Genomic DNA, 11,944 nt, shown 5'->3' with positions numbered 1-11,944 from the left:
TGGTGGTAGCACTTGACTTGCAGGGTCGGCCCCACCAGCCCGGCGACCCGACTGCCCGCCACCGCGCGCACGGTGGAGTCAGCGAACATCGCCGCACCGACACGATGTCCGCTGTGGCCGATCACCTCCGGTAGGTGTTGGTGCAGGGTCCCACCGAGGGCGACGTTGAGCACCTGAGCGCCGCGGCAGATGCCCAGCATCGGGATCCGGCGGCGCAGCGCCGCCGCCAGGAGCGCGAACTCCCAGGCGTCGCGGTCGCGGGCGGGTTCTTCGGTGGCCGGATGAGGATCGTGGCCGTAGGCGGCCGGGTCGACATCCTTTCCGCCGGTGATAATCAGCCCGTCGAGGGTGTTGACCACCCGGGCTGCGATATCGGCGTCGACCGGTTGGGGCGGCAGCAGCATGGCGATGCCGCCGGCCAGGGTGACCCCGTCGAGGTACACCGCGGGCAGGAAGCTGGCGGTCACGTCCCACACCCCGCTGCGGGTCTGCTGGCGGTAGGTGGTCAGGCCGATCACCGGCATCCTCCCCGGGCGGGCGGACGCAGTATCAGAAGCGCTCAAAACCGCGCACCCGCTCCCAGTCGGTGACCGAGGCGTTGAACGCCGCCAGTTCCACCCGGGCGTTGTTGAGATAGTGCTCGACCACGTCGTCGCCGAAGGCTTCACGGGCCACCGCGGAGGCGGCGAACTCCTCGGCGGCCTCGGCCAGGGTGCCAGGCAGCCGCGGGGCGTCGCTGACATAGGCGTTGCCGGTGACCGGTTCGGGCAAGTCCAATTCCCGGTCGATACCGTGCAGACCGCCGGCGATCAGCGCGGCCACCGCTAGATAGGGGTTGACATCCCCGCCGGGTGCCCGGCACTCGACCCGGATGGAGTGTCCGTGGCCCACCACCCGCATGGCGCAGGTCCGGTTGTCGATACCCCAGGCGACGGCCGTCGGTGCGAAGCTGCCTGCGGCGAATCGCTTGTAGGAGTTAATATTCGGCGCGTAGAACAGGGTCAGCTCGCGCAGTGTGACCAGCTGACCGGCCAGGAAACTGCGAAACGTGGGGGACATTCCGAACGGCTCGTCGTCGGCGGCCAAGACCGCGGTGCCGTCGGTGTCGCGCAGCGACAGGTGGATATGGCAGCTGTTGCCTTCCCGTTCGTCGAACTTCGCCATGAAGGTCAGGCTCTGGCCGTGCAGGTCGGCGATCTCTTTGGCGCCGTTCTTGTAGATCGTGTGGTTGTCGCAGGTGACCTGGGCCTGGTCGTAGCGGAACGCGATCTCCTGCTGGCCCGGGTTGCATTCACCCTTGACCCCCTCGCAGTACATGCCCGCGCCGTCCATGCCCAGGCGGATATCGCGCAGCAGCGGTTCCATCCGGCTGGAAGCGTGGATGGCGTAGTCGACGTTGTAGTCACTGGCCTTGGTCAGATTGCGGTAGCCGGCCGCCCAGGCGGCGCGGTAGGTGTCGTCGAACACCATGAACTCCAATTCGGTGCCGACGAAGGCCCTCAGCCCGCGAGCAGCCAGTCGGTCGGTCTGGGCGCGCAGCACACTGCGCGGCGCCGCCAGCACCGGATCAGCCCCTACCCCGTCGGCGGGATGCCACAGCAGGTCGGCCATGACCAGAGCGGTGCCAGGCAGCCAGGGCAGCACCCGAAGCGTGGCCAAGTCGGGTCGCATCACCATGTCGCCGTAGCCGGAGTCCCAACTGGACATCCGATAGCCGTCGACGGTGTTCATGTCGACGTCCACGGCCAGTAGGTAGTTGCAGCACTCGGCGCCGTGCTCGGCGACCTGTTCGGCGAACAGGCGGGCCGACACCCGCTTGCCAGTCAGCCGGCCCTGCATGTCGGCGAACGCCACGATGACGGTGTCGATCTCACCGGCGGCCATCAGCCGGTCCAACTCACCGGCGCTCAAGAGACCCTTGGATATGACATGACGCCGGCCGGCGCCCTCAGCGCTCACATGCACTCCTCTCCTGTACTACTCACGGGCACTCCTGGACGGGGCGGGGCAGGCAGGTTTAACGCGATCGACATCTGCTTCACCTATGAAAGGTAGGGCACCGGAGGGGTTGAGCGCCTAGTGTCCCCAGCACTGCCGCGCACAGCCGAAGGGGCCGCCCGCCATGCCCGAGGGTCACGAACTGCTCGACGAGGACGAACTGCACCTGGCCAAGCTGGGCTACACCCAGGAACTGCAGCGGTCGTGGTCGGGTTTCTCCAACTTCGCGATCTCGTTTTCGATCATCTCCATCCTGGCCGGTTGTTTCACCTCCTTCGGCCTGGGTTGGAACAACGGCGGACCGGCGGCCATCGCCTGGGGATGGCCGATTGTGGGAACACTCATCCTGCTGGTGGGCTTTTGCCTGTCCGAACTGGTTTCGGCGTATCCGACCTCGGGCGGGATCTATTGGTGGGCAGCCAAACTCGGTGGCCCCAAGGCCGGCTACTACACCGGGTGGCTGAACCTGATCGGTCTGGTCGCCATTCTGGCCTCGGTCGCCTACGGCAGCGCGACCTTCCTGGATCTCACCCTGGGCACCCTCAGCGAGAGTTGGCTGGCCGGTTACAGCCTCAAGCGGGTGTTCGTGATGTTCCTGATGATCCTGGCCGTCGTGGCGGTGATCAACATCTTCTCCAGCCACCTACTCGCCGTCATCAACAACATCTCGGTGTGGTGGCACGTCGCCGGGGCCGCGGCGGTGATCGCGATCCTGTGGCTGGTGCCCGAACGGCACGCCAGCGTCGGTGAGGTGTTCGCCAGGACCATCAACAACAGTGGCATGTTCGGCGGGTCTACCTCCGGTTGGGGCTGGCTGCTGTTCGTGCTGCCGATCTCGGCGATCCTGACCCAGTACACGATCACCGGGTACGACGCCTCGGCTCACCTGTCCGAGGAGACCAAGAGTGCGGCCAACGCCGCCGCGAAGGGGATCTGGCGGTCGATCTTCTACTCGGTGATCGGCGGTTGGATCTTGCTGCTGACGTTCTTGTTCGCCGTGCAGGACGCCGACGGGGTGTCCAAGGCCGGCGGTGCGGTGGCGGCCATCTTCAATCAGGCCTTGACCTCGCAGTGGGCCGCGGCGGTGCTGTTCATCTCCACCGCGGGTCAGTTGTTCTGCGCCACCGCCTGCCAGACCAGCGCGTCACGGATGCTGTTCGCGTTCAGCCGGGACCGGGCCGTGCCGGGCCATCAACTGTGGTCGAAGATCAACGCCAATCGGGTGCCCGCCAATGCCGTGATCGTGACGGCTGCACTCGCCGCGGTTCTGACACTCCCCGCGCTCGTCGCGGTAGACGTCAACGGTGCCCCGATTCCGGTGGCCTTCTTCGCGGTGGTCTCCATCGGTGTGGTCGGTCTGTATCTGTGTTTCGCGGTGCCGATCTACTACCGCTGGAGGGCCGGCGATGCCTTCGAGGCCGGCAGCTGGAACCTGCGCGGTCATTACCGCTGGATCGCTCCGGTGGCGCTGGCCGAGATCATCATCACCGCGATCATCGCCATGTTCCCGACCTCGCTGGGCGGCATGCCGTGGGATCCCAGCTTCGAATGGAAGTTCGTCAACTACACGCCCCTGGTGGTGTTCGGGGTGCTGTTCCTGCTGTGGCTGTACTGGCATGCCTCGGTGAAGAAATGGTTCACCGGGCCGGTCCGGCAGGTCGACGAGACGGGCCGGCAGAGAGACCGGGCCCGCTAGCCCCGCGGCGTCGTCGCCTGCAGCACGGCCTCGGTGAGGGCCTCGGTTCGCAGGTGCGAGAGGGCGTGATACTCGGGGTCGGCCACCATACGGCTGAATGCCTCGCGGCTGGGGTAGCGCACCAGCACCACCGCGTCCCACTCCTGACCGGGTTCGGCCGCGAGCACCGTCGAGCCGTCACCGTAGTAAAGAGGTTCGCCGCCATAGCGTTTGACGAACTCACCGGCCCGCCGCACGTACTCGTCGTACTGCTCGCGTTTCCCCTCGGCGAACCGCAACAGGTTCAGCATCACAAAGGGACCGCCGTCATCCTCGGCCAGAAGTCTTTTGAGGTCGGCGCCACGCGGATCGATCGCCATGGTCATGACTCCTGTTCGTAAAGGGCCGGTAGGAATGTCGCCAGGTGCGTCATTTCCTGGGAGCAGTGCACGAGCATTGCACGGGCATCGAGTTCGGTCAGTCCGACCAGACGCTTCGCCACCGGCACCGCCGCCCGCAGCAAGACCGAGCGCGCCGCGATGTTGGGACCGCCGAGCCAGAACCGCGACCGCATGATGCTGCCGCCGGGAACGGCCGCGACGTGGTGTGCGAGATAGCCGATATCGACAGGGATGTCGACCAGGCCGACGCGGGCACACACCGCGGTCGCGGTCACGCCACCGGCCACTGCCGCGTCAACCAGACCCAACTCCTCCGGCCGGCAGAACGCGATGGCGCCGCGGATCATCGCGCTGCCGAGGTACTCGTCGACTTCGGAGGTGTAGCCCACATACCGAGCCCGCCCGGTGCTGCCGGCAGGCGGCAACGTGGCCCACTGCGCATGCACATGGGCAAGTGGATGCCAGAGCCGATAGCGCTCCGGGCTGTCGCTGTGCCAGCCGAACCACCAGTCGATCATCGGCGGTGTCACACCGGGCATCCCGGTGACGATGTTGACGTGAATCGCACCGTCGGAGGTGACGGTGAAACCGTTCTGCACTTCGGCGTCGGTGATCGAGCCGATGGCGTCGGCCATCGGGGGAAACAGCTCCTCCGCCATCGGGCTGTTGGCCACGGCGCGATGCGCGTCGGCCGAGATGTCGGCCATCACAGGATTCCAGAACCGGGCGTAGGGCAGCGTGGCGAGTTCGTGCGTGGACCAGCCGAGTCCGCGCCCGGGTACGTACTTCGGTGCGGGCATCTTCATACCGCGCCGATCCAACGGTTGAAGCGGCCTTCCGGATCGTGCACCGCGCGTATCGACTCGAGTCGGTGTTGGGCGGCCTCAGAAATAGCGCGGGAGGGCCGCCCGGGGTCGTCGGCGAACTGCACCCCGGTCGACAGCGACCCCATGGCTGCGGCGTTGTCGCGCGCCCAACGCGTGGTGGCGGCGCCGTCTGCGCCGTCCAGCCAGCCTCCGTAGAACGCGAGATATGTCCTGTCCTCCACCGTGTACGCCATCTCCGGGAGGTTCCTCGTCGGCGCCCAGTTCAGCCACAGGAAGTGTGCGGGCGGTGCTGGAATGGTGTCGGCGATGCGTTGAACATGCGGCAGGATTTCGTCGGCGCCCGCGTGTGTCCAGAGATTGTCGGTCTCCCAGTTGGCTTCTGGGTAGTGCTGCATCACGGCGGAAAACATCATCGACATGGACATCGGGAGCAGGGGCGTTCGTAGGCGGGCACCTTTGGGCGCGCCCTTCGTGTATTCGGTGGCGGTCTTGGCCGCCGAGCGGGACTCGGCCATGACGGTAGTGGCCAACTCGATGAGCACAGGCGATGTGACCGATCGTGGGCCTCTGGTCAACGACATCAGCGGTGGGGGGAAAGAGACGCTTCGAGAGATGACGAACTGCATCTCCACCTCGGGAGCGACGTTCGGGCCCACCCGGTCCACCCAGCGGACAAGATCAGCGAGGCGCTCCACCGGATACGTGATGATTGACGACCCGATGAACCCTGGTTTTGGATAGAGGCGTAGGTGGAATCGAACCACGACACCGAAGAAGTCGGGACCGGAACCTCTTGCAGCCCAGAGCATATCGGTGTTCTCGGTCTCGCTCGCGTGGCGCAGGTCGCCTTCGGAGTCGACATAGTCGATGGCGATGACGTTGGAGCACGCGGGCCCGAAAGCCCGACCGTTCCACCCGAAGCCGCCTTGAAGCAGATATCCACCGATACACACACCGCGGCAGTGGCCCACCGGGAAGAACAGGTCCTTTTTCATCAGTTCGGCCAGCAGCACGCTGCCACCCATTCCGGGTTCAGCCGTGGCGGTCATCGCAGACTTATCGATGGAAAATGCCTTCAGCCGAGATACATCGATGAGCACACCGCCGTCGCGCACATGGTTACCCGACCAACTGTGACCGCCGGAGCGCACATTTACCCGCTGTCCGGCAGCCTTCGCCGCCCGAACCGCGGCCACTACGTCATCGATGGAGTTGGCCTGCACGATGCGCTCCGGGAACCGGTCGGGCATATTAATTCGCCACAGCGCGTCGCGGCGTGCGGATTCGTAGCCGGCGTCGTCGCGCACCACCGAACGACGGGGCTCCAGTGACGGCTGTGCCATGGTCAGACTTCCTTGATTGCCGACAGCGGGAACGAGGCCCACTGGACGAACTCTTGCGCCGCACTGACGAGCAGTTGCGCCTTGCGTTCGTTGACCCCCAGCACGCGCAGAAGATATCCCGCCACCTCGCCAACGGCGGCTTCCGGAAGCTGACCGCGATGAAGGTCCAAACAGGCGCCCAGCATCGTGCCGGTGTAGACGGTCGCCGCGACGTCAAAGTTGGCCACCGAAAAGTCGCCGCGGTTGATGCCCAGTCGCAGATCGCCGTGAAGGTGGCCGCGCAGACCGCCGGCGAACCGGTCGACCGGCAGCCCTGAGTCGAATATCAGACGCCCGACATCGGGCCGGTGTACGAACAGCATCAGCGTCTGGCGGGCTGAGCGAGCGACGATCTCAGCCGTATCGGCAGCCTCCGACGTGACAACCCGCAGCACCCGGGTGTGCTCGGCCAGGAGCAGTGCACCCACCGCGTCGATAGCCTCCGACAAGGACTCGAAGTAGTTGTAGAAGGTGCCCTGCGCGGCCCCGGCCCGGCCGACTACCTGCGGGACAGAGACGGCCGTCGCCCCGGGATCAAGCAGCACCTCCTGCAGTGCCATCAGCAGGACGTCTCTGGTGCGCTCCCGTTTCGTCGGGGCTGCCGTTCGCACGGGGCACAGTATGCGCTCAAAAATGACAATATGTCAATATCTGCTGGGGGTGTTGTGACCACGCTGGTTGAGGGGTTGCGAACAACGGCGCCAACCGCTAGCCGCCGCGAATCGGCTGTGGTTTTTCGCCACCCTCACCGGAGTGTGGCTGGCGGTCAACTACCAGGTGCTGCTGCGCAGCACGATCTCGGCCGCCAGTTGCGCGGTGGCCACCTCGACGTTGCGCCGGCCGCCGAATTCGACCAGCCGGAAGTCGCTGTAGACGAAACGCTGGCTGGCCTTGGCCACGGCGCGAGTGGCCGGGCTGTTGACCAGCGCGGTGGTGTTGATCTCGACCGGCGGGCAGTCCGGGTCGCGGACCACCCCGTTGGGGTCGGGCACCCGCGGATGGCCGCGGTCGATGACCACCAGTCCGGTAAAGCGGTCCGGCCGCACCGCAGCGACCTCCCAGGCCAACTCCGCCCCCAGACGGTCCCCGACCAGCACCCCCGACGGTACGTCGAGAGCGTCGAGGACCTCGATCACGGTCTTGGTGTTGGTCCGTGGATCCGCGCCCACCACGACAGTACGGGCAGCAGCAACATGCAACCGTTTGCACAGCGCATCGTAGGCGGCCAGCGGGTGTGCCGCGGCGCCGAGAAGCACGACGTAAGGCCCCCGCTCCGGCCCGGTGACCCGCACCGGCACGCCGAACCCGTCGACGGTCATCATCGTCCCAGGCATCTGCATACGTTATTGCCCAGTCGGGTGCGGGTGCAGGGTTTCCCGAGTCCTCTCAGAGAGAACTCAGAAAGCTCGGAGCTTCTTCACCTGGTTGGCGAATACGTCCAGGAATGTTTGCGGCAGTGACGCTTTCGCCGCGATCGTCGGGTTCTCGACGGGAAGAGCGATGCCGAAGACCGCCCGCCGGTCCACGTTCTGGAAGGCCATGTAGATGCTGCTCGCCGAGTTCCCGAGGGTCATCGTCTGCCGGTATGCCAGTGCGTCGTCAGCGAGGCCGGGCAACGCGGCGGTGGTCATCGGGATGCCCTCAGAACTCGGATCGAAGAAGGCCTCGAAGGTGGCGCAGCGGTCCGCGGCGGCTTTGAGTGCGTCCAGATCGAGGTTCCAGGACAGCAGGGTCACGACGATGCGGGCTCCGTCATAGGACGCCGCATATTTGGCGGCGCTGCCCGGGCCCCGCTCGGCGGACTGCTTGATCACGTTGGTGAGGGCGTTGGCGCAACCCTCCGGCCGGGACAGCATCGACCCCGGCTCGTCGGCCCCGTCGGGTTGGCCCGGTTGCTCGATGATGCGGCCGTACTGCACCCCGGCCGGGAAATCGGAGCCGGTCAACAGGGCCCGCTGCAGGACCGCACCCGGCCAGGTTGCCGTGCCCTCGACCGTAGCCGCACAGCCGGTCAGGGCGACCGCCGTGACAGCCAACGCCAGCGCCCTGCGACCCGCCATGGCGATCAGGGTAGGCCACCGAGCGTGCTGCGGATCACCGGCGCGGCGGCGGGTGGTCCGTCCAGCAAGCCGAGCACGGCATCGAGATCGAGATGGGTCGCCAGCAGGTCGGCCATCACATCAAGCTGGACGTCGCGTCGCTGGGCCACACTGACGTCGAGCGCGACCCGGAACCCGCCCACCCCGGCGGTCTCGGCGACGCGGATCAGCCACTTCCGCCGGAAGTCGTCGTTGTCGAGCACACCGTGCCAGTGGGTGCCGAACACGTTCTCGCGGACATATCCCTGGGCGGCGCCGTCCACCTCGAACCAGGCGTCCTCAGCGCACCGGACCACCTGGCCGTGATGGATCTCGTAACCCTGTAGCGGCCCGTCCCAGCGTCGCAGCGTCTTGTCGGCGGCGAAGGTGATGTCCGCATCCAGCAGACCCAGGCCGGCGACGGTCCCTTGGCCGCTCTCCACGGTGTCGTCGATACCCCGGCACAGCATCTGCAGTCCCCCGCAGATACCCAGCACCGCCCGGCCACGTCGAACGTGATCGAGGATGGCGTGATCGATGCCCCGTTGGCGCAGCCATGCCAGGTCGCTGACGGTGGCCTTGCTGCCGGGCAGGACCACCACGTCGGCGTCGCCGACCTGAGCCGCCTCGGTGATCCACCGCACCGCCACACCAGGCTCGCAGGCCAGAGCTTCGACGTCGGTGGTGTTGGAGATCCGCGGCAGCCGAACCGCAGCCACCTTCAGCCATTGGCTGCCGTGCGGTGGGGACGGCCGGCCCACCACCTCGCCGGCGGTCGTCGACAGCGAATCCTCGGCGTCCAGCCACAATTGATCGCTGTAGGGCAGCACCCCGTAGGTGCGGCGGCCGGTGAGTGCGGTCAGCTGTTCCAGCCCGGGGGCCAGCAGTGCGGGGTCGCCGCGGAACTTGTTGACGATGAACCCCGCGATGAGGGCCTGATCCTGCGGGTCGAGCACAGCCACGGTGCCGAACAGGTGCGCCAATACGCCGCCGCGGTCGATGTCACCGACAACGACGACCGGCAGACCGGCCGCCCGGGCCAGGCCCATGTTGGCCAGATCGGTTGCGCGCAAGTTGATTTCAGCGGGCGAACCCGCACCTTCACACAACACCACGTCGAATTCGGCACGCAGGCAGGCGAGGTCCTCGGCGATGATCCCGGCCAGTCGGTCCCGGTGGGTGATGTAGTCGCGCGCACCGACCGTGCCGACGGCCCGCCCGCGCACCACCAGTTGGGAGGTGCGGTCGCTGCCCGGCTTGAGCAGGATCGGGTTGAACCGCACACTGGGCGGCAGTCCGGCGGCACGGGCCTGCATGCCCTGCGCCCGGCCGATCTCACCACCGTCGACTGTGACGACCGAGTTGTTGCTCATATTCTGAGCCTTGAACGGCGCGACCCGGATCCCGTTGCGGGCCAGCAGTCGGCACAGGCCGGCCACGACCATCGACTTGCCGGCGTCGGAGGTGGTCCCGGCGACCAGCAGTGCGCCCCTCACCGCATTGCGCCGAGCAGACGCAAAATCGCATTAATAGGCGGTTTTTTGTGCGACTTCGCGTCTGCTCGCGAGAGGGCGCGGGAACTCACGGCAGGGTCAGAATCTCAGCGCCGTCGTCGGTCACCACGATGGTGTGCTCGAACTGGGCCGTCCACTGACGGTCACTGGTCGCCACCGTCCAGCCATCCGACCAGATTTCGTAGTCCAGCGACCCGAGGTTGATCATCGGCTCGATGGTGAACGTCATGCCGGGCTCGAGCACGGTGTCCACGCTGGGCTGGTCGTAGTGCAAGACCACCAATCCGTTGTGGAAGGTGGTGCCGATACCGTGACCGGTGAAGTCACGAACGACGTTGTAGCCAAACCGATTTGCATACGACTCGATGACCCGGCCCACCACCGAAAGCGCGCGGCCGGGTTTGACCGCCTTAATCGCGCGCATGGTGGCTTCCTCAGTGCGCTCGACGAGCAGGCGATGCTCCCCGGCGACCTCCCCGGCCAGGAAGGTGGCATTGGTGTCGCCGTGCACCCCGTGGATATAGGCGGTGACGTCGATGTTGACGATGTCGCCCTCTTGGATGACCGTGGAGTCGGGGATGCCGTGGCAGATGATCTCGTTGAGCGAGGTGCAGCAGGACTTCGGATATCCCTTGTATCCCAACGTCGAAGGGTACGCGCCGTGATCGACCATGTATTCGTGGGCGATTCGGTCCAGTTCGTCGGTGCTCACCCCGGGCGCGACAGCCTTACCGGCCTCGGCGAGAGCCTGTGCGGCGATGCGGCCGGCGATCCGCATCCTCTCGATCACATCCGCGCTCTGGACCCACGGCTCGCTGCCCTCGGCCACCTCTGCCCGCCCGACGTACTCGGGCCGCTCGATCGACTTGGGCACCGGCAGGGTCGGCGAGACCACCCCGGCGCGCAGCGCGCTACGCACGGTGCCTCACCGGCGCCGGAGCACCGGGGGCACGGGCAGTACCTGCCGACGGCGCGGTCCACGGATGGTGACCGACCCCAGCACCACCCGCCCGGTGAGAACCACATGCGGCTTGCCTTCGGCCGGCGGGTTCTTGCGGCGGTCCCGGGCGCTGCCGCCGTAGACGGTGACGTCGTCGATGGAGGCACTGGCGCCGTCGGGCAACCGCAGATCCAGCGATCCGCGCACCATGTCCAATTCGATCACCACCACCGGTCCGGCAAAGCGGGCGGTGGTCAGGTCCAGGTCCACCGAGCCCACCCGGCGCACCAGGGACAGCCGGGTGGGTACGGTCCATTCGCCGTGCCGACGCAGCGACCCCATCCAACCGCGCAACTCCAGCCGATCGGCCGACGAGGACGCGATCGCAGCCCGGGGCAGGTCCTCGACCAGCGATTCCAGCTCGGCGGGCTGGCGGGCCAGGGAGACCTGCGCGGAGCGCTCCTCGAACTCCCCGATGTCGATCAATCCCTGGGCGACGGCGGTGTGCAGTCGCCGCAGCGTCCCGTTGCGGTCGGCATCGGACACCCGCACGGCGGGCACGCTGTCGTACCGGACCACAGCCCGGGTGTCGAAGCCGGCGTCGTGCCTGTTCTCTGTCTCAGTCATGACCTCCCCAATTTACCGGCGATTGCGGATCTGCCGACCACTGCGCAGGTCACCTTCGCTCGGCTAGGCTCTGCTGCCATGTCTGATGTGCCGCGACGATCGGTGTTAATCGGGGCAGCCCTGGGCCCGCTGGCCGTCCCCTTGGCCGGCTGCGGGAAGGTCGGGCAAGCCCCGGCATCCCCGCCGCCGACCCCCGGACAGGCGCTGACGTCGGCCGCCGACATCGGTGTCGGCGAAGCGATAATCATCGACGGGACAGTGGTCACCCAACCCAGCCCCGGCGTCTTCAAGGGCTTCGTCGCCCGTTGCACACACGCCGGATGCGCTTTGGCGGTCAAGGACGGGGGAATCGAATGCCCCTGCCACGGAAGCAAATTCGACTTCGACGGTGCAGTGGCCCGAGGTCCGGCGACCCGACCGCTGACAGCTCGCCCGGTCACCGTCCGCGGCACGGAGATCGTCGCCGGCTAGCTCACTAGGCCAGGAAGTCCGGCGGGAGTTC

13 protein-coding genes are annotated in these 11,944 nt (G+C 66.8%); 2 read left to right on the top strand and 11 right to left on the bottom strand.

Annotated features, from left to right (window positions below):
- A partial coding sequence (locus ADBZ5N_RS13295) for a gamma-glutamyl-gamma-aminobutyrate hydrolase family protein (RefSeq protein WP_526258037.1) occupies nucleotides 1–524 on the bottom strand: 524 nt, incomplete at its 3' end.
- Between the two features lie 25 nt (nucleotides 525–549).
- Nucleotides 550–1,884 carry a glutamine synthetase family protein gene (locus ADBZ5N_RS13290; protein WP_526258043.1) on the bottom strand — a complete coding sequence of 445 codons (1,335 nt, stop codon included), beginning with the start codon at nucleotides 1,882–1,884 and terminating at the stop codon, nucleotides 550–552.
- Between the two features lie 238 nt (nucleotides 1,885–2,122).
- Between ADBZ5N_RS13290 and ADBZ5N_RS13285 the strand changes: the two genes are divergently transcribed.
- Entirely contained in the window at nucleotides 2,123–3,694 is a 1,572-nt protein-coding gene (locus ADBZ5N_RS13285; protein ID WP_526258035.1) for an amino acid permease, read from the top strand.
- Here the strand turns inward: ADBZ5N_RS13285 and ADBZ5N_RS13280 are convergent.
- The 9 genes from ADBZ5N_RS13280 to ADBZ5N_RS13240 form a co-directional block, all read right to left on the bottom strand.
- Entirely contained in the window at nucleotides 3,691–4,053 is a 363-nt protein-coding gene (locus ADBZ5N_RS13280; protein ID WP_526258041.1) for a DUF1330 domain-containing protein, read from the bottom strand. The genes ADBZ5N_RS13285 and ADBZ5N_RS13280 overlap by 4 nt on opposite strands.
- 2 nt (nucleotides 4,054–4,055) lie before the next feature.
- Complete coding sequence (locus ADBZ5N_RS13275; protein WP_526258033.1) at nucleotides 4,056–4,880, bottom strand: DAPG hydrolase family protein; 825 nt, start codon at nucleotides 4,878–4,880, stop codon at nucleotides 4,056–4,058.
- Nucleotides 4,877–6,244 (bottom strand): FAD-binding oxidoreductase, encoded by a 1,368-nt coding sequence (locus tag ADBZ5N_RS13270; RefSeq protein WP_526258031.1) that lies wholly within the window; start codon nucleotides 6,242–6,244, stop codon nucleotides 4,877–4,879. The genes ADBZ5N_RS13275 and ADBZ5N_RS13270 overlap by 4 nt, the downstream gene beginning before the upstream one ends.
- Nucleotides 6,245–6,246: 2 nt before the next feature.
- Nucleotides 6,247–6,894 (bottom strand): TetR/AcrR family transcriptional regulator, encoded by a 648-nt coding sequence (locus tag ADBZ5N_RS13265; RefSeq protein ID WP_526258029.1) that lies wholly within the window; start codon nucleotides 6,892–6,894, stop codon nucleotides 6,247–6,249.
- Between the two features lie 159 nt (nucleotides 6,895–7,053).
- On the bottom strand, nucleotides 7,054–7,617 hold the full coding sequence (locus ADBZ5N_RS13260) for an alpha/beta fold hydrolase (protein ID WP_526258027.1): 564 nt from the start codon (nucleotides 7,615–7,617) through the stop codon (nucleotides 7,054–7,056).
- Nucleotides 7,618–7,680: 63 nt separating this feature from the next.
- Nucleotides 7,681–8,343, bottom strand: coding sequence for a hypothetical protein (locus tag ADBZ5N_RS13255; protein ID WP_526258025.1), 663 nt, complete (start codon nucleotides 8,341–8,343; stop codon nucleotides 7,681–7,683).
- Nucleotides 8,344–8,348: 5 nt separating this feature from the next.
- Nucleotides 8,349–9,857, bottom strand: coding sequence for a cobyric acid synthase (locus ADBZ5N_RS13250; RefSeq protein WP_526258023.1), 1,509 nt, complete (start codon nucleotides 9,855–9,857; stop codon nucleotides 8,349–8,351).
- Nucleotides 9,858–9,942: 85 nt separating this feature from the next.
- Nucleotides 9,943–10,794 carry a type I methionyl aminopeptidase gene (map, locus tag ADBZ5N_RS13245; RefSeq protein ID WP_526258021.1) on the bottom strand — a complete coding sequence of 284 codons (852 nt, stop codon included), beginning with the start codon at nucleotides 10,792–10,794 and terminating at the stop codon, nucleotides 9,943–9,945.
- A 6-nt stretch (nucleotides 10,795–10,800) separates the two neighbouring features.
- Complete coding sequence (locus ADBZ5N_RS13240) at nucleotides 10,801–11,376, bottom strand: DUF1707 domain-containing protein (RefSeq protein WP_526258039.1); 576 nt, start codon at nucleotides 11,374–11,376, stop codon at nucleotides 10,801–10,803.
- A 144-nt stretch (nucleotides 11,377–11,520) separates the two neighbouring features.
- On the opposite strand from ADBZ5N_RS13240, the gene ADBZ5N_RS13235 reads away from it, so the two are divergent.
- Nucleotides 11,521–11,913, top strand: a complete 393-nt coding sequence (locus ADBZ5N_RS13235) for a Rieske (2Fe-2S) protein (RefSeq protein ID WP_526258019.1) — start codon at nucleotides 11,521–11,523, stop codon at nucleotides 11,911–11,913.
- Nucleotides 11,914–11,944: the final 31 nt, after the last annotated feature.

The sequence above is a fragment of the Mycobacterium sp. genome, from assembly GCF_044370595.1.
In the GTDB taxonomy this organism is placed as follows: Bacteria; Actinomycetota; Actinomycetes; order Mycobacteriales; family Mycobacteriaceae; genus Mycobacterium.
Note: the sequence above shows the minus strand (reverse complement) of the source record. Positions and strands in the feature narration are given on the sequence as shown.